A 17,796-nucleotide genomic window follows, 5' to 3' on the forward strand; every position below is an offset into this window, starting at 1 on the left:
TTGTATGAATGCTGTCACAACCTGTAAATGGATAGGATTAACGCTTTTTTCCCTTATCAACGTTATTATTCTGGAACAATTTAAACTACCGGCAGCATTGATGCTCGGCCCAATGATAGCTGCACTGACATTAGCATCGTCCGGTTTAAAATTTCGCTTAAACCGGCGGGTATTCGCTCTGGCGCAAGGTTTTGTTGGCATGATGATCATGGAACATTTACCGACCCATGCCTGGCAGGCATTTGTTCATCAATGGCCAATTTTTTTATTCGGAACACTATCAACATTACTGGTATCTGCCATCGTCAGCTGGTATGTCGCTCATGCGAAACGGTTTCCCGGCTCAACAGCCGTATGGGGAATATCACCCGGAGCAGCCAGTGCCATGACCCTGATGAGCGAAGGATACGGCGCAGATATGAGAATTGTTGCCTTTATGCAATACAGCCGTGTCGTCTGTTGTGCTTTAGCTACAATGTTTGTAGCCCGGGTTGCAGCAAACGCAACCGAGACCGGGCAGCCGATAATTGATTGGTTAGCGCTTCCTCTGAATCTGGATATCCTGATCAAAACCCTACTCATCCTTACCGGTGTTTACATCGGAAAACGGTTTGCATTACCCGGAGGTGCTTTAATTACTCCCATGGTACTCGGATTTGTATTCAATCTTATTCATCCTATCCCTACGCCACTTCCGATGACTGTACTTACGCTCGCTTACGCATTGCTTGGCTGGGGAATTGGTTTTCGTTTCACCAAAGAAGTCCTCCGGCACGTATTACATTTATTGCCAATCATCTTTTCCTCAATTTTTGTATTACTGACAGCGAATGTCATTCTGGCTTATATCATTACTCTGCTTGTTGATGTCAGCTTCATCTCTGCATTTCTGGCAACCAGCCCGGGAGGTGTCGATTCCGTTGCCATTATTTCTACCTCGGTTAATGCGAATGTTCCTTTTGTCATGGCAATGCAACTAGCCCGCTTTTTTGCTGTCATGAGTCTGGGGCCTCTGATTGCCCGTTGGATATCGATGAAATACATTCTTCATTAAAAAATGACACCAAGGACTTAACATCCATTTGCCGGAAAACCGGCCTTGAAAATCTATTTTATTTCAACGCATCTTGTGACATTCGTAACATATTTAAGAATACAATTATTAAGAAAAAGATCTTTTTCACATATTCCGTCAACTTAAATAGCCAATTAATATTCTTTCAAAGATTATTCATCGAAACGTTTCGATGAGTTTTCCGATCACAACGTTCATACCACAAAATAACGGTTGTGAGACTGATTCTTTGTAATTTAAGGTGACGACAATGAAAAAAGGCACATTATTAAACTCTGAAGTTTCCCACCTCATTTCCCGGCTTGGTCACACAGATGAAATCACAATTTCTGATGCCGGTCTTCCTGTTCCGGATAATGTTCAGAGAATTGATTTGGCCTTATGTCATGGAGTACCGGACTTCATCCGCACGGTTCAGACCATTATGACTGAGATGAAAGTTGAGGCCATTGTTTTGGCTCGGGAATTCAAAGAAGTCAGCCCAGAACACCATGAACTATTAATGAATGTCATTGATAGCGAAGAAAAACGAACCGGTGAAGCGATTGATATCAGCTATGTCTCCCACGAAGAATTCAAACAATTAACGCAAAGCAGTAAAGCGATTGTAAGAACAGGAGAATTCACCGCTTACGCAAACGTAATCTTCAAGTCCGGCGTTGTATTTTAAATGCGCCGGAGATGTTGTATTGAGGAAATTCTATGACTCAGCCAATTTTACAGCTTAATGCTATTGATAAGGCCTTTCCCGGCGTAAAAGCACTAGATAACGCGTGCTTAAATGTTTATCCGGGCCGGGTAATGGCTCTGATGGGAGAAAATGGTGCCGGCAAATCAACACTGATGAAAGTACTGACCGGCATTTATGAACTGGATTCCGGCAGTATTCAATATCAGGGACAACCAGTGAAATTCCGTGGAACCCGGGACTCACAGGAAGCCGGTATCAGTATTATCCACCAGGAACTTAATTTAATTCCTGAACTCACCATTGCTGAAAACATCTTCCTCGGACGAGAATTTGTCAATGGACTGGGAAAAATTCAGTGGAAAACTATGTACCAGGAAGCCAACAAATTACTGGCCCGGTTGAATGTCAGACACAGTTCCAATGAATTACTTGGCAGCTTAAGTCTCGGTGAGCAGCAAATGGTTGAAATCGCTAAAGCGCTCTCTTTTGATGCCAAAGTGATTATCATGGATGAGCCGACAGATGCACTGACCGATACCGAAACTCAGTCCTTATTTAGTGTCATCAATGAACTCCGGTCTCAGGGGCATGGCATTGTTTATATTTCTCACCGGCTAAAAGAAATTTTCGAAATCTGTGATGATATCACCGTCCTGCGGGATGGACGCTTTATCTCAGAATGTAAGGTAACCGACACTGATGAAGACGGTCTTATAGAAATGATGGTAGGACGGAAACTGGAAGAACAATATCCAAGAGTTGAAATTGAAAAAGGCCCGGTCAGTCTGGAAGTCATGAACTTATCCGGTTCCGGCGTTCATGACGTGAGCTTTAAATTACATCAGGGTGAAATTTTAGGTGTATCCGGGTTAATGGGAGCAGGCCGGACCGAACTGATGAAAGTGATATATGGTGCCCTTCACCGGGATCAGGGTGAAGTCATCATTAATAATAAACCCATTTCACCCAAAAGCCCCAAAGATGGTTTATCGGAAGGCATCGCCTACATTTCTGAAGACCGGAAAGGTGACGGACTGGTACTTGGATTATCGGTAAAAGAAAACATGTCTTTATGCGCTTTAACCCAGCTATCGAAAGGATTACAGATTCAGCACAACACAGAAGCCACCGCTGTCGAAGATTTTATCGAACTCTTCAACATAAAAACCCCCGGACGGGAGCAGATTATCGGTAACCTGTCAGGTGGCAACCAGCAAAAAGTAGCCATTGCCAAAGGGTTAATGACCCGGCCTAAAGTGCTTATTCTGGATGAACCCACCCGAGGGGTCGATGTCGGGGCAAAAAAAGAAATCTACCACTTAATTAATCAATTTAAATCCGAGGGAATGAGCATCATCCTCGTTTCTTCCGAAATGGCAGAAGTATTAGGTATGAGTGATCGAATTTTAGTCATGCATGAAGGCCGGATCACGGGCGAATTTAGCGCTCACGACGCCAATCAGGAAAAAATTATGGCCTGTGCTGTAGGCAAACAAGCAAATGAGGTAGCCGCATGAGTACAAAATCCGTCAACACAAGCGACGCTCTGAACGAAAAGAAACTGTTTAGCAAAGAGTGGTTAATAGAACAAAAATCACTTATTGCTTTGTTATTTCTTATTGTTGTCGTTTCATTTTTAAATGAGAATTTTTTTACGGTTGACAACATTCTCAACATTTTAAGACAAACATCCGTTAATGCCATTATTGCCGTTGGTATGACGTTGGTTATTTTAACGGCCGGTATTGACCTTAGTGTCGGTTCCGTTCTGGCATTGTGTGGCGCTTTTGCTGCAACGATGGTTCAGATGGAATGGCCTGTTTTTATAACCCTGATCATTACGTTGGCTGCCGGAGCAGTTTTAGGGGGAATTAGTGGCCTTGCCATTGCTAAGGGCAAAGTTCAGCCCTTTATCGCAACGTTAGTCACAATGACACTATTGCGTGGTGTCACCATGGTTTATACCGATGGGCGTCCTATCTCTACCGGATTTACCGATGCCGCAGATGCTTTTGCCTGGTTCGGTACCGGATATCTTTTTGGCATCCCCGTTCCTGTCTGGTTAATGGCAATAGTTTTTGTCGGTGCTTGGTATCTTCTGAATCATACCCGTTTTGGTCGTTATGTATACGCCCTTGGTGGTAATGAATCGGCAACCCGACTGTCTGGTATTAATGTTGATCGGGTCAAACTCGGTGTCTACGCCATTGGTGGATTCATGTCTGCACTGGCCGGAATTGTTGTCACATCAAGATTATCGTCTGCGCAGCCAACGGCGGGTATGGGCTATGAGCTCGATGCAATTGCAGCCGTTGTGGTCGGTGGAACCAGCTTGATGGGAGGTAAAGGTAAAATTACCGGGACACTCATTGGTGCGTTGATCATTGGTTTCCTGAACAACGCATTAAACCTTCTGGATGTAACATCCTACTACCAGATGATCGCAAAGGCTTTAGTCATTTTCCTTGCAGTACTGGTAGACAACAAAAACAAATAACGTTGATTAACCCATATAACTTAATGGCTTACCCCTTCAATGAGGAATAAACGATGAAAAAAATTGCCACAATCATGTCTGCTGCTCTATTAGCATCCACCATGTCGGTAACAGCGAAAGCACAAGACACCATTGCGATTGTTCTATCAACTTTGAATAACCCATTTTTTGTCTCAATGAAAGATGGTGCCGAAGCCAAAGCCAAAGAACTCGGCTATAAACTGATCGTTCTGGATTCTCAGAATGACCCAAGTAAAGAGCTGTCTAACGTTGAAGACTTAACTGTACGTGGTGTAAAAGCGATTCTGATCAACCCAACAGATTCAGATGCGGTTTCCAATGCAATCCGTATTGCCAACCAGACCAAAACACCGGTCATCACGCTTGACCGTGGCACAAACCGCGGCAAAGTCGTCAGCCACATTGCATCCGACAACGTTGCCGGTGGTGAAATGGCAGGCAAATTCATTATTGACCATGTCGCACCAAATGCAAAAGTGATTCAACTGGAAGGTATTGCCGGTACCTCTGCAGCCCGCGAACGCGGCAAAGGATTTATGCAGGCAGTGGACAACAGCAAATTACAGCTTCTTGCCAGCCAACCTGCAGATTTTGACCGTACAAAAGGTCTGAATGTCATGGAAAACCTACTGGCAGCTAATCCGGATGTTCAGGCGGTGTTTGCACAGAATGATGAAATGGCGCTTGGCGCACTTCGTGCCGTACAGGCTTCCGGTAAAAAAATTACTATCGTCGGCTTTGATGGTACAGATGACGGCATTAAAGCGGTTAACCGCGGAAAAATGGCAGCTACAATCGCCCAGCAGCCAGAATTAATCGGTGCATTGGGTGTTGAAACTGCCGACAAAGTTCTGAAAGGTGAAGCTGTACAGAAAAACATTCCTGTTCCACTGAAAATCGTAACTAAGCAATAACACAATCTCTCCACTGTCCGGCAATCATTTCCGGACAGTGGAGATAGTTTTATTTTTTATTCTTCTTCAGAAAAGAAAAAAATAAAACTATCTTACCTGCGACAATTGCGACAATAAGGTTAAAAAGCTATGAATAAACTCGCTGTACTCGGTAGCGTTAATGCAGATCATGTCTTGCAAATTCCAACTTTTCCTAAACCTGGAGAAACTCTGACCGGTCACAATTATACTGTAATTCCTGGAGGAAAAGGAGCCAATCAGGCGGTGGCCGCAGCCCGTTTAGGTACCCCCACATCCTTTATTGCAGCAGTAGGTGACGATGCTTTTGGCATCAACATACGTCAGGACTTCGCAAAAGATGGCATTAATACCGAAGCCGTCAATATCATCGAAAACTGTCCGACCGGTATTGCAATGATTCAGGTTTCAGAAGATGGTGAAAACTGCATCTGTTTGTCTCCTGAGGCTAATAACAGATTAGATCCGGATCTGGTAAAGAAAAGTGCCCATCTGATTGAAAAGGCAGAACATCTTCTGATGCAACTGGAAACGCCTCTGGATGGTGTCCGTTTTGCCGCCAATGTAGCAAAATCTGCTAATACAAAAGTTATTTTGAACCCGGCACCGGCCAAACCTCTGCCGGATGACCTTCTTTCCCTGGTAGACATCATTACACCCAATGAGACAGAGGCAGAGATTTTAACGGGGATAAAAGTCACCGACGAAGAATCTGCACAGAAAGCCGCGAACCAACTGCATGACAAAGGCATTGAAATGGTACTGATTACATTAGGTGCCAAAGGCGTTTGGCTGAGTACAGACAGTGAACAGCACATTGTTTCAGGTTTTAAAGTTCACGCGGTCGATACCACAGCGGCAGGCGATACCTTTAATGGTGCATTTGTCACTGGTTTACTGGAAAGTAAAAGCCTTCAGGAATCGATTCGCTTTGCTCATGCTGCTGCGGCTTTGTCAGTCACCAAACACGGAGCACAAACGTCGATCCCTACCCGGGAAGAAGTCGATCGTTTTCTCTCTGAACATTAGGAGAATAGCATGGCAACCATGAAAGACATTGCAAGGATAGCCGGAGTATCCACCTCAACGGTTAGCCATGTTATCAATAAATCCCGTTTTGTCAGTGATGAGATATCCAGCCGGGTTCTGAAGGTAGCCAAAGAACTGAACTATGCACCTTCAGCACTGGCCCGAAGCCTTAAGGTGAACAGAACTCATACGTTCGGTATGCTGATGACGTCATCAACTAACCCATTTTTTGGAGAAGTGGTGAAAGGTGTTGAGCGTAACTGTTATCAAAAAGGATATCATCTTATTTTATGCAATACTGAAGATGATCATGTCAGGATGAAGACATCCATCGATACTCTATTACAAAAACGGGTCGACGGACTGATATTAATGTGCCCTTCCTTCACCGATAATGAGCTGGAACTGTTAAAACGGTATCCGGATATTCCCACTGTTATTATGGACTGGGGGCCGATTCCATTCTCCTGTGACAAAATACAAGACAACTCACTGCGTGGCGGCTATATCGCCACAAAATATCTGATTAATTCCGGCCACAAATCTATCGGTTGTATTACTGGCCCTCTTAATCACCACCAGGCCAGAGTTCGCGATCAGGGATTTCAGAAAGCCATGCAAGACGCAGGGCTGCCGGTAAATCAGAACTGGATCGCTCACGGCGATTTTTTCTGTCAGGGTGGCTACGATGCGTTTAAAACGTTAGTCAGACAACCCGACTTACCAACAGCGCTGTTTGTCTGTAATGATATGATGGCAATGGGGGTTATTAAAGCCGCCCATGAGCTGAATATTAAAATTCCGGAAGACATTTCCATCATAGGGTATGACGATATCCACATTGCCAATTTTATGACTCCGCCTCTGACCACGATCCACCAGCCTAAATACCGGCTGGGCCAGGCAGCGGTAGAAACACTGATAAAAAGGCTGAGTACACCCGGCCTGCCGGATACCATCATTGAACTGGAACCCACATTAATCGAAAGAAATACCGTCCGGAAGTTAACTTAGAAAAGGCAGACAACCTAGGATCTGTATCTTTTAACCAGAGAAGCCAGCAATGCCAGAATCAAACCGGCAATGACCCCAAATACACCCCGTAAAACGTAAGAAAGCGTATAATCGAAATATCCCGGCACATCGGACAACACACTTTCTGTTACGTGGCGCAGAACCGGGGTATGTTCCACAACCATCCCTCCACCAACCAGAAACATCGCGGCAGTACCGACAACCGTCAGAACACTCATCAGTTTCGGTGCTAATGTCATCAACTGCTGTCCGGTATAATGAAAAAAGCCTTTCCCTTCGGAGTATTTTTCCAGAAAAAATCCCAAATCATCAAGCTTAACAATACCGGCAACGATGCCGTAAACCCCGGCAGTCATCACCACCGCCACCACCGACAAAACCACAATCTGATTTAAAACCGGCTGATGCTGAACCGTTCCTAAAGCAATAACAATAATTTCTGCCGAGAGAATAAAGTCGGTCCGGATTGCCCCCTGAATTTTCTGATTTTCCACTTCATCATCTGAAGTATCATCTGTTTCCGCCACCGTCTCAGAACTCTGCACATTCGCAACGGCAAGAAAACTGTCGAATACCTTTTCCGCGCCTTCAAAGCACAGATACAGGCCCCCAATCATCAGGAGAGGAATGATAACCCAGGGTAAAAAAGTACTAAACAACAGGGCCAGAGGAACCAATATGGCCTTATTTCGTAATGAACCTTTAGCAACAGCCCATATAACCGGAAGTTCTCTTTCTGCTGCCATGCCCGTAACCTGCTGAGCATTCAGTGCCAGATCATCCCCTAACACGCCAGCGGTTTTCTTTGCTGCTATTTTTGTCAGCACAGCGATATCATCCAAAAGAGTAAGTAAGCTGGCTCCGGCCATAAAAAGTCTCTCTTTTTGTTTTGAGTCAATGTGCAATGTAACACTTCAACCGGGAAAAGTTGATAAGTTCCTGCCGCCCGGCATTCTCAGTAACGTGAATATCAACAAATTAAATACATAAAGTATCACTCTAACACCAAAATCAGAAAAATATGATACTTTATGTCATACCGCTTCGTTGGTTAACCGCTAAATTAAACACTCTGACAAAAACAGGAGTTAATAACATAATGAAAGCACTCACTTATGCCTTTTTCACCGCCGGATTCCTTTTTGCCGGGACAGCGGGCGCATTGGAGGTTACCAGCAATGATATTCAGGAAGGACATCCCATGGCAAAAACATTCGAGTTCTCCGGATGGGGATGTAACGGTCAGAATTTATCACCACAGCTGATGTGGAAAGACGTTCCGGCGGGGACCAAAACGCTTGCCATTACGGCTTATGATCCTGACGCTCCAACCGGAAGCGGCTTCTGGCATTGGATTGTCACCGATCTTCCCGCCACTATTTCTGAAATTCCCCGGGGAGCAGATATCAAAAAACTCGGCGGGAAAGAAAACCGGATTGATTATGGCTTTACCGGTTTTGGTGGAGCATGCCCTCCCAAAGGCGATGGAATGCACCGCTATCAGTTTACCGTCTGGGCTTTACCTAAAGTACTGAACTTCGATAAAAACACGCCGGCAGCAGTTATTGGTTTTACGTTGAACAGTCAGGCTCTGGATAAAGCAACGTTAACGTCAACTTACACCCGATAATCACAGGGGGAATGATGGGTCCAGCCTTTCAGATAACAACATTCCGGGCCGAGCAGTTACAACGGCTCAGAAACGTGACGATTCATTCCCCGGGACTGATTCAGATACTATCGGGAAACAAAAGACTGTTCTGGAAAGAAAAGATTGTCACGCTTTCCGGCACGAGTCTTCTTTTGTGTCGTGCTGCTTCTGACCTGAGTTTTGAAAACGTACCGGACAAAGGACCGTTTCTTTCCCGTATGTTGAGCTTCCACTGTTTACCTCCGGAAAAGCTCATTCAGTTAAGTGATCAAAATGCATTCAGCTTAGAAGAACCGGTTCTTTCCGGTGCCCAATCACTGCAGGAAACGTTACACCTTTTAGCTTCCATAAACTTATCCACCATGAGTAAGGAAACACAACAATACTGGCTGATGCCTCTTTTTCAGCAACTGGCAGAAAACGGAATTCTGCATTTTCTCTTTCCGCAAAAAAGTACACCGCTCAGACATCAGATTTCTCAGTATTTATCCCAATGTCCCGGTGACGCTCATTCACTGGAATCCGTTGCAACTACGTTTTCTATGAGCAGAGCAACATTAATCAGAAAACTAAAAAAAGAAGGGACACAGTTCCGGGATATTCTGACTGAAGTTCGCCTGACTCATGCATTAAATCTGATGCAAGCCAGACAATGGACAGTCATACAACTCGCTCAGATGTGCGGTTATCAGTCAGAAGAACGCTTCAGTCAGCGGTTTCGCGACCGCTTTGGTTTAACCCCGGTTAGCTATATGCGAACTGTATACGTCCGGTAGAAAAACTCTGCTGTTTCACCACATTTCAGCTCAAAAGTGAATCAACCTCTTTAAGTGCGGCTTCCGGCATGAACGTTTTTACCCCGATCACCGGAATATGAATACCTTCCTGAGCAAACTTATCCATAAGCGACTGAATAAACACCCCCCTGCCTTCAATTTCCTGATTATTAGCAGAAGTCGAGTTAACACCACAACTTGGGGAACGATTCACGCCGATCATCCCCTGAACAATAAACCCGTTTTTCAAATATTCGCTGATCTGAAAAAACACATTATCAACAAGAGTCCGGATTTTTTTCTGACTGGATTCCGTTAAAAGCTGCTTACGTATCCGTGAGTTTTCTTCTAGAACACTGCGATTCCCACCGTCAACATCTCCCCGGTCCAGACCAAGACACATTAGCTCGGGACATGGCATCTGAATGATTCCCACATGATATTCCGCCAACTTATTCATCACTTCTGAAAAAATCCCCGGATAATCTGCTGTTCCATCAGAAATTGAATTTTGATTTAATAAACAATGTGATACTAAAACCAATTTTTTACTTCTGTTATCCTCAAACATGTTTGCCGTCCGTTATTCGTATTATTCCCTGAGATAAACGCATAATGATTCATAAAAATTTTCAAGTCAAAACGGAAATGCTCATATCTGTCAGCCATTTATCATGTGAATGCCAGTCAACTCAGTAAACCAGCCGCGGACTGATATAGAATACCTCCGCCAATCAGAGAAAAGATAATCCCACACAGTAAATCGATATAACGGCTGACGGCCTGAAGTTTTAACTGCATTTTTTGCGTCGAAAGGATCCAGCTCAGCGCAGCAAACCATAAAAGAGCCAGTCCCCAGAGAATCAGTAATGCGCAGCCCTTACTGAACAATGACATTCCGGCAGGAATTAATGCCGACATCAGACTGACAAAAAAGACCAGAGCTTTAGGATTGAGAATGTTCGTCATAAAACCTCGGGAAAATGCCTGACGTTTATTGAATAGCAGAAGTGTCGGTTCGTCTGAAGACACTTTCTCTTTCTGATGCCACTGAAATAGAATATCTTTTAGAGCACCGATTCCTAAATACCCCAGATAACTCCCCCCGAAAAGTTGCAGTATGGCAAATAAAACCGGCTGCTGATGAACCAGATAGCTAACCCCGGTCAGACAAAGAAGAGAATGGAAAAAAATACCGGCCGATAACCCGAACGCGATGTATAAACCGGTCTGGCGACCGTATTTAGCTGAGTTCTGAACGACGAGAGCCACATCCGGTCCCGGACTCATCAGAGCAATAAAGTGAATTCCGGCAAGAGTGATAAGAGCACTGGCTTCATGCATTGGAAACATCCTATATCCTGAGAAAAGGACATTCTGCAAAATTTACCGAAAAGGCACTTGTAAATTCCTGACATTAATTAATAGCAGATGGTGGAACACCATAGGTATTCCGAAATGCTTTGGTAAAATGGGCCTGATCATAAAAGCCAACCCGTTGCGCCACTTCCGTTCCCGATATCCCTGCTTTAATCAACTTCATTCCCTGCTCTAAACGTAAACGGGTCAGCCAGGCATAAGGTGTGATTCCGGTTCGGGCTTTAAAATTGCGTTGTAACTTTGTCGGTGTCAAATCACACAACCCGGCCAGTTGTTTCAGGTGAACCGGTTGATCAAGATTCGCCAGCAAATACTCTTTTAATGTATCCAGCGACTGAGTACCTAAAGGCACAACGGCCTTCTCTCTGACTGAACTGTAATTCTGAACAAGATTGGCAAAACCTTCATAAGGCAAACAATCTTTGGCGAGCTGAGACAATCCGGGCTGAGTCAGTTTCTGATGCAACTGAATCAAAGACAGGAATACATCACTGTCTCTGATTATCAGGCGGTTGAACCCTAAAACATCGCATGGTTTCGTCAGTATCAGGTTTTCGTTGAACCAGTTAGGCTGAATAGAGAATACCCGGACCTGATATCCGGAATCAAACATCGCACGACCATCATGAAGCTCATCGGGATGCATGATCACCACTTCACCATGACCGACGCTGTGCTGAAAGCCTTTATGATAAAAACGCTGGGCACCACCGGTAATTAACCCGATATGAAAATCAAGATGATAGTGACGATTAAATTCAAACTCATGATAATCGGCTTCAATCAAATTGATGGCACAGTCTGGACTCGTTGTATAGCGAATTTTATCCATAATACTTTAATGACGTGATAACGGCTTCTGGTTAGCATATCGAAAGGGTACAGACCTGTCTTGTAAAAAACGATCAAAAATACACTCTCCAACGGTCTTCGTCTCCCCTATCAGATAGCAAATAAGAGATTTTTCTCATGCACTTTAATAACAAAATCATTAATAAATATTCCTCTAAAATTCAGAATTATATTTCATTAATTTTGATTAAATTGCATGAAGTTCTAAGTTTATTGTCAATTGTTGATTTACTATCCAATTGGACAATATAATACCACCTTACTTAAGCAATCAGTTTAACTGATCTTTGATGCTTATTGTTTCATAAGCATTATCAATAATTTCAAAGCAAAAAGATCACTCTGATTTCGGAATATCAGGATTAAATATGAAAATAAAAACAAAAATCGCAACGGTTAGTGGATTAAGTTTACTGGTTTCTTCTCTGTGCCTCACGATAGCCGGGATTTACTCATCCGGTAAAACAGAATCACTGGTTCTGAATAATGTTTCAAAATTATTGGATCAAAGAACTCAAAGTGAGTTAAGGGGTATAACCAAACAGTATGCTGGTATAATTTCTCAGAAAATCAACCATGGAATGTTGCAGGCAAAGTCTGTAGCTAACGCGTTATCTTCCAGCAATGAGGCACATGACAGCATAACATCAAGAAAAACCCTGAATACCATTTTAAAAAACATTCTAAGACAAAATCCAGATTTAAATGGCGTATACAGTGCCTGGGAACCCAATGCATTCGATGGTCAGGACCATAAACAGACAAACAATGAAAACGGCAACAATAAAAATGGTCGATTTCTTCCATACTGGACCCGTAATGATTCCGGGAATATTTCAGTGCAGACTCTGGTGGATTTCGACTCACCGCAAAAATACCCAAACGGGCTGTCTAAAGGACAGTGGTACCAAAAACCCAAGTCAGCCAAAACCTCCAGCATTGTCGCTCCGATTCCTTATGTTGTTCAAGGCAAATCCAAATGGCTGGCCACCATATCAGAACCGGTCATCTACGATAATCAGTTTGCGGGAATTATCGGTCTTGATTATAACTTAGGGTTTATCAGCAAGTTGGCAGGCACGATTTCAAAAGAGTTATACGACGGGCAGTCAAATGTATTAATTCTGACATCGGCGGGAAATGTGTTAGCCGACAATAGAAATAACCATAAACTTGGCTTTACAGCTTTTAACGATAACAGCCTGAATAAAGAGATCATTTCAGCAGTCAAAAATAACCTTTCAAAAACGATTTCCGATACCTCAGTTAATGGCAAGTTTATCTCTGTTGCTCCTATCACTCTTGGTGATACAGGCCAGTTCTGGTCAATCATCATTTCCGTCCCAACTAAAGTCGTTCTCGGGGATGCATATGCATTAGAGCAAACCCTGAAAGCGCAGAATGCCAGTACAACCTGGTATCAGCTCTTAATCGCTGTGGTTATCTTAATTTTCGCCATGATCGTTCTGTATCAGCTGGCCAATAAAATTGCGACCCCGATCATGAAAGCCGTTTCTATGGCGAAAGAGATCGATAAAGGTAAATTTGATACCCGGTTAAACTACAAAAGCGACGATGAAGTCGGAGAGCTGGCCACCTCGCTGGACAGCATGGCCGACAGCCTGAACAATCATGTCAACGTTGCAGAGGAAATATCAAAAGGAAACCTGACAGTCAAAGCCCATCTGGCCTCTGAAAGTGATGTACTGGGTAATGCACTGAACAAAATGCTAACCGACCTGAATCAGGTCATCGGTGAAGTACAAACCAATGCCAACCAAATTGGTACGGATTCAATGGCAATCTCTGATTTAAGCCATAATCTGGCCAGCGGAGCCACTCAGTCGGCTTCGGCAGTCACCGAAATCAGTGCATCGATTTATGAAATTTCCACCCAGATCAGTCAAAGTGCGGATAAGGTTTCCAATGTGAATAAATTTGCTCAGGAGACAGAAGAAAGTGCTCAGAATGGTCATCATCTGATGCAACGGCTCACAGAAGCCATGAATGAAATTGATGAGTCCGGTAAAAATATCGAGGACATTATCAGCTCTATCGAAGAAATCGCCGAGCAAACCAACCTACTCGCATTAAATGCTGCCATTGAAGCCGCCAGAGCCGGTGAGCATGGCCGTGGATTTGCCGTCGTGGCAGACGAAGTCAGACAACTGGCACAACGAAGTGCCAAAGCCGTTCATGAAACCACAGCATTAATACATGAATCCAGTGAACACACTGAAAAAGGCCTTCAACTCACCAGTGAGATGGTAACATCACTGGACAAAATCCTGTCTGATATTACCGAAGTGGCCAAACTAACCGTTGAAGTCAGCGAAGCCGCCAACGAACAAAACTCGGCATCCGATCAGGTTAGCATTGGTATCCAGCAAATCGATGAAGTCGTTCAACAAAATGGGCAGATCTCAGAAGAGTGTGCAACATCGGCGAACGAATTACAAAGCCGGGCTAAAGAGCTTATTGAATCCATTTCTCAGTTTAAAATCCGGTAATCTTTCTGTTTACGCTCAGGTCTGATTCAGACCTGAGCGTAATTCCAAAAGACATGTTAATACCACAAAACTTAATCACTTGACTGAAAATCGAGTATTACGCCGAACGTAAGTTTCACAGAGTCTACCTTGCTCGTGGAGATTTAATTCGTTTATTTTCCGAGATAGTGCAGAAGTTGTTGTTTTAATTCATCATAAAGCTGGTTCTGAACTTTCTCTAACTTATATTGATTACGATCGAGGCACAACTTCAGCTTTCCAAGGGTCGGTAAACCGCCCAACTTACTGATCGTATCCGGGTGACTGAAAGAAGAGCGGACTGTAATTCCTAAGCCAGCATCAACAGCGCTCCATAAGTTACTCAGGCTTCGGCCAACAAAAGTAATTTTCCATGGAATTCCATTTCGATCTAATGCGGCTGTAGCCTGTTGTCTGATGATACATGAGCCATCAAGCATAACTAATGGTATAGGTTTAGCGGTATCAATGGATTCTTTAATATATTTGTTTGCCGGCCCATACCAATACAGTGGCAGCTCAGCCAGAAACTCACTATAGGGTGCCGGTTTTTCACCTTCCCAACCTAAAGAAAAGTCTAACTCACCAGATTGGATACCATCCATCAGCTCCTGATGACGCCCAACAATGGATTGCAATTGTAAATGTGGATGTGAACGAGAAAATGTACCTAACAATTGTGGCAACAGTACATCACTAAAATCTTCTTGCAAGCCAAAAACAACTTTCCCCGCCAGTGAATTCCCTACTAACTGGTTCAAAGCTTCATCATTTAACTGAAGCATGCGTCGGGCATAAGCCAGAATGATTTCACCTGCGTCCGTCGGCTCCAGATGTCGGCCAATTTTGGTCACCAGCGGAGTGCGGCACTGCTGCTCCAACTTTTTTAACTGAGCACTGGCTGCAGAAGGAGAACGGTTTAGCCGTTCAGCCGCAGTTGCAAAACTGCCCAGCTCAATTCCTAAGACAAAACATCGTAATGCATCTAAATCCAGACTTCTCATGTTTAATTATCCTGAAAATCAAAATTATTAATCAAAATAGTTTTGATTTTTTTAATTAAAAAATCAACTTATTCTTTCCTGGTCAACTAAATCAACTGAGGAAAATATATGGATACAAAAGAGCAACACTTAATGGAACTGTTTGCCAAAATTGCTCCACAATTTCATCAGCTAACTGAAGAGGTATTATTTGGACAAGTTTGGCGTGATGAAAGTCTAAGCCCCCGGGATCGAAGTCTGATAACAGTAACCGCATTAGTGACCCTGAATCGTATGGAACAACTTCCGGGTCATTTGGTCCGGGCAATTGGCAATGGGCTTACTGTAAAAGAATTGAGTGCAACTATGACCCATCTGGCGTTTTATGCCGGTTGGCCTGTAACGGCTTCTGCTATTGAACGTTTAAATGACATGAGCCACAGGAGGAATGATTTATGCCAATGACACGAATATCTATAGGTAATGAACTATTTGAAACCCATCAGCATCAAATTTCGCATATTCTCCAGCAATGTTTAGAAGCCCATTTTGATGTACCAGATGGAGACTGTTTTCAGATATTCGACATTCATACCCCACAACAGAAAGTCTTTAACCCGTATTATCCAAATCTGGCTAAAAGTCGTAGCGAATCAGGAATTCTGTTTCATATATTCGCCGGGAAACCGCGTGACCATAAACAAAAACGAGCCCTGTACAAAGCGCTGTGCGAGCAACTTCAGGAAAACACATCGATTAATAAAGAAGATATTATGATCATTCTTCAATTCAACGGAGCTGAAGACTGGTCTTTTTCTTCCGGTCAGTCATGGAAGGATGAAATGGAGACAACAAAATGATAGCAATGCAATATAAAATCGTTCTCCCGTCGGACTATCCGATGGAGAAAATAGAAACACGCATCAGGGAAAAAGGTTACCTGCTAGATGGTTATCCCGGCTTAATCTTTAAGGCCTATCTCTATTCCCGTAAGGATGCTGACAATTATAAAAACCCGGTAAACAGTTACGCCCCTTTTTATGTGTGGCAGGATCATACATCTATGGTCTCATTTCTCCAAAGTGATGGTTTTAAAGGGTTGTGTGAGCAATTTGGCCGACCGGAAGTTAATATGTGGTTTATCGATGGTGAGCCAGCAATACCAGATTCGGAATGTTCGCTTGCGTGTATAAACAACCAAGCCTGTCAGGATGCGGATATTCATGGTCTGAATTATACCTTTTGGGAAACAGTGAGTGTCTCGTGGCTCATACAAACTGAATCTGCTGAACAAATGAGTGGCGACACTTATTCTATCGGTTATATCGCTCGCGGTTAGAAGAGAATTTAATAAACAATTAAAAGTTGTAATCGTTTTTTATTGAGCCAGACAAAGGGATAGCTGGCTCATTTCTGCCCCAAAGTTTGCTAGTGGTTGAGGTGTATGGCTCCTACGATCACTTTTCTGTTGACAATAACGCCAATATTTAGTCAAAAAATTTGGCTGTGGCATAGAATGAAAAATGGTCGCCATCTGGCAACCATTTACAAACTGTATATTCAAGTTGATAAATTTTTTTTAGTGTTTGATTCGCACTTTTTTAGCTTAAACCAGATCTTCTTTCTACCGTTATTTCTCAAAGTAATTCCTCCAAAACAACTCCAGTTTCACCATTGGCAATTCTTTGAAGAAGGCTATTCATTTTTACTTTTTCATTGATTAAAGTTTCTTTATTTTGAATAGGCTTATTTTTATTAATTCTATTGATTTTATTCTCAATATTAACGATTTGATTAGACATATTATGCCCCTTATAAGATTTAAAATTAAGGTGCACTGAACATAGGTATTATTTTAGGATAGAGAATTAAGTGAGATTACAGAGAGAAACTTGCTAGGAATGACGCTGGAAAAACTGGCTTTATACTTTTTATCTTAAACAACTCTTGAACAGAGCTACTACTTCCTTATCAATGATTTAGGCATGATAAGGAAGCTAAAGTTTGTAAGACTATTATAGAGTCGTTACATTTTCTGCCTGAAGACCTTTAGGTCCGTTACCCACGGTAAAAGAAACCTTGTCGCCTTCAACTAGTTTTTTAAACCCATCGCCAATGATGCTACGAAAATGAACGAATAGGTCGTCACCATTATTTTGAGAAATGAAACCGAAACCTTTAGTTTCATTAAACCACTTTACTGTACCAATTACTTGATTAGACATATTATGCCCCTTATAAAAATTAAAATTAAGGTGCACTGAACATAGGTATTATTTTGGGGATAGAGAATTAAGGGAGATACAGAGAAAAACTTGCTAGGAATGACGCTGAAAACTTACTTTA

General features: G+C 43.0%; 20 protein-coding genes. 13 read left to right on the plus strand and 7 right to left on the minus strand.

The annotated features are described in order from the left end of the window. Nucleotides 1-4: 4 nt before the first annotated feature. The 7 genes from LRQ06_RS14395 (at nucleotide 5) to LRQ06_RS14425 (ending at nucleotide 7,259) form a co-directional block, all read left to right on the plus strand. The gene (locus LRQ06_RS14395; RefSeq protein ID WP_232767479.1) at nucleotides 5-1,054 is read left to right on the plus strand and encodes an AbrB family transcriptional regulator; all 1,050 of its coding nucleotides are present in this window, start codon (nucleotides 5-7) and stop codon (nucleotides 1,052-1,054) included. A 271-nt stretch (nucleotides 1,055-1,325) separates the two neighbouring features. Next, nucleotides 1,326-1,745: a D-ribose pyranase gene (gene rbsD / locus LRQ06_RS14400; protein ID WP_232767480.1), complete on the plus strand. Its 420-nt coding sequence runs from the start codon at nucleotides 1,326-1,328 to the stop codon at nucleotides 1,743-1,745. Between the two features lie 32 nt (nucleotides 1,746-1,777). Further along, nucleotides 1,778-3,283, plus strand: a complete 1,506-nt coding sequence (gene rbsA, locus LRQ06_RS14405) for a ribose ABC transporter ATP-binding protein RbsA (RefSeq protein WP_232767481.1) — start codon at nucleotides 1,778-1,780, stop codon at nucleotides 3,281-3,283. Continuing rightward, the gene (rbsC, locus tag LRQ06_RS14410; RefSeq protein WP_232767482.1) at nucleotides 3,280-4,263 is read left to right on the plus strand and encodes a ribose ABC transporter permease; all 984 of its coding nucleotides are present in this window, start codon (nucleotides 3,280-3,282) and stop codon (nucleotides 4,261-4,263) included. Before rbsA ends, rbsC begins: the two co-directional genes overlap by 4 nt. A 53-nt stretch (nucleotides 4,264-4,316) precedes the next feature. Continuing rightward, complete coding sequence (gene rbsB, locus LRQ06_RS14415) at nucleotides 4,317-5,198, plus strand: ribose ABC transporter substrate-binding protein RbsB (RefSeq protein WP_232767484.1); 882 nt, start codon at nucleotides 4,317-4,319, stop codon at nucleotides 5,196-5,198. Nucleotides 5,199-5,327: 129 nt separating this feature from the next. Beyond that, entirely contained in the window at nucleotides 5,328-6,245 is a 918-nt protein-coding gene (gene rbsK, locus LRQ06_RS14420; RefSeq protein ID WP_232767486.1) for a ribokinase, read from the plus strand. A gap of 9 nt (nucleotides 6,246-6,254) precedes the next feature. Further along, on the plus strand, nucleotides 6,255-7,259 hold the full coding sequence (locus LRQ06_RS14425; protein ID WP_232767487.1) for a substrate-binding domain-containing protein: 1,005 nt from the start codon (nucleotides 6,255-6,257) through the stop codon (nucleotides 7,257-7,259). A gap of 14 nt (nucleotides 7,260-7,273) precedes the next feature. Here LRQ06_RS14425 and LRQ06_RS14430 read toward each other — a convergent pair whose 3' ends face one another. Then, the gene (locus LRQ06_RS14430; protein WP_232767489.1) at nucleotides 7,274-8,149 is read right to left on the minus strand and encodes a DUF808 domain-containing protein; all 876 of its coding nucleotides are present in this window, start codon (nucleotides 8,147-8,149) and stop codon (nucleotides 7,274-7,276) included. A 230-nt stretch (nucleotides 8,150-8,379) separates the two neighbouring features. Between LRQ06_RS14430 and LRQ06_RS14435 the strand changes: the two genes are divergently transcribed. Together LRQ06_RS14435 and LRQ06_RS14440 are read left to right on the plus strand one after the other, a co-directional pair. Then, nucleotides 8,380-8,910, plus strand: a complete 531-nt coding sequence (locus LRQ06_RS14435) for a YbhB/YbcL family Raf kinase inhibitor-like protein (protein WP_232767491.1) — start codon at nucleotides 8,380-8,382, stop codon at nucleotides 8,908-8,910. A 14-nt stretch (nucleotides 8,911-8,924) separates the two neighbouring features. Beyond that, nucleotides 8,925-9,707 (plus strand): helix-turn-helix transcriptional regulator, encoded by a 783-nt coding sequence (locus tag LRQ06_RS14440; protein ID WP_232768983.1) that lies wholly within the window; start codon nucleotides 8,925-8,927, stop codon nucleotides 9,705-9,707. Nucleotides 9,708-9,732: 25 nt separating this feature from the next. Here the strand turns inward: LRQ06_RS14440 and LRQ06_RS14445 are convergent, their stop codons facing one another. The 3 genes from LRQ06_RS14445 to LRQ06_RS14455 all read right to left on the minus strand — a co-directional run bounded on the left by LRQ06_RS14445 (nucleotide 9,733) and on the right by LRQ06_RS14455 (nucleotide 11,919). Beyond that, the gene (locus LRQ06_RS14445) at nucleotides 9,733-10,278 is read right to left on the minus strand and encodes a CD3072 family TudS-related putative desulfidase (RefSeq protein WP_232767492.1); all 546 of its coding nucleotides are present in this window, start codon (nucleotides 10,276-10,278) and stop codon (nucleotides 9,733-9,735) included. A gap of 116 nt (nucleotides 10,279-10,394) precedes the next feature. Continuing rightward, on the minus strand, nucleotides 10,395-11,051 hold the full coding sequence (locus LRQ06_RS14450; RefSeq protein WP_232768984.1) for a LysE family translocator: 657 nt from the start codon (nucleotides 11,049-11,051) through the stop codon (nucleotides 10,395-10,397). 73 nt (nucleotides 11,052-11,124) lie between these two features. Beyond that, nucleotides 11,125-11,919: a helix-turn-helix transcriptional regulator gene (locus LRQ06_RS14455; RefSeq protein WP_232767493.1), complete on the minus strand. Its 795-nt coding sequence runs from the start codon at nucleotides 11,917-11,919 to the stop codon at nucleotides 11,125-11,127. 388 nt (nucleotides 11,920-12,307) lie between these two features. Between LRQ06_RS14455 and LRQ06_RS14460 the strand changes: the two genes are divergently transcribed. Further along, entirely contained in the window at nucleotides 12,308-14,449 is a 2,142-nt protein-coding gene (locus LRQ06_RS14460) for a methyl-accepting chemotaxis protein (protein ID WP_232767494.1), read from the plus strand. A gap of 152 nt (nucleotides 14,450-14,601) precedes the next feature. On the opposite strand, the gene LRQ06_RS14465 is transcribed toward LRQ06_RS14460, so the two are convergent. Beyond that, on the minus strand, nucleotides 14,602-15,471 hold the full coding sequence (locus tag LRQ06_RS14465) for a LysR substrate-binding domain-containing protein (RefSeq protein WP_232767495.1): 870 nt from the start codon (nucleotides 15,469-15,471) through the stop codon (nucleotides 14,602-14,604). Between the two features lie 108 nt (nucleotides 15,472-15,579). Here LRQ06_RS14465 and LRQ06_RS14470 point away from each other — a divergent pair, with 108 nt between their 5' ends. From LRQ06_RS14470 to LRQ06_RS14480, 3 genes are read left to right on the plus strand one after another with little or no spacing between them, the layout of a single operon-like run. Beyond that, entirely contained in the window at nucleotides 15,580-15,915 is a 336-nt protein-coding gene (locus LRQ06_RS14470) for a carboxymuconolactone decarboxylase family protein (RefSeq protein WP_232767500.1), read from the plus strand. Continuing rightward, complete coding sequence (locus tag LRQ06_RS14475) at nucleotides 15,906-16,310, plus strand: tautomerase family protein (protein ID WP_232767516.1); 405 nt, start codon at nucleotides 15,906-15,908, stop codon at nucleotides 16,308-16,310. Before LRQ06_RS14470 ends, LRQ06_RS14475 begins: the two co-directional genes overlap by 10 nt. Further along, on the plus strand, nucleotides 16,307-16,789 hold the full coding sequence (locus LRQ06_RS14480) for a DUF4865 family protein (protein ID WP_232767519.1): 483 nt from the start codon (nucleotides 16,307-16,309) through the stop codon (nucleotides 16,787-16,789). Before LRQ06_RS14475 ends, LRQ06_RS14480 begins: the two co-directional genes overlap by 4 nt. A gap of 298 nt (nucleotides 16,790-17,087) precedes the next feature. Here LRQ06_RS14480 and LRQ06_RS14485 read toward each other — a convergent pair whose 3' ends face one another. Both LRQ06_RS14485 and LRQ06_RS14490 read right to left on the minus strand, forming a co-directional pair. Next, the gene (locus LRQ06_RS14485) at nucleotides 17,088-17,252 is read right to left on the minus strand and encodes a hypothetical protein (RefSeq protein WP_232767522.1); all 165 of its coding nucleotides are present in this window, start codon (nucleotides 17,250-17,252) and stop codon (nucleotides 17,088-17,090) included. Nucleotides 17,253-17,465: 213 nt separating this feature from the next. Further along, nucleotides 17,466-17,675: a cold-shock protein gene (locus LRQ06_RS14490; RefSeq protein WP_232767525.1), complete on the minus strand. Its 210-nt coding sequence runs from the start codon at nucleotides 17,673-17,675 to the stop codon at nucleotides 17,466-17,468. Nucleotides 17,676-17,796 lie beyond the last annotated feature (121 nt).

It is taken from the genome of Vibrio salinus (assembly GCF_021272385.1).
In the GTDB taxonomy this organism is placed as follows: Bacteria; Pseudomonadota; Gammaproteobacteria; order Enterobacterales; family Vibrionaceae; genus Vibrio; species Vibrio salinus.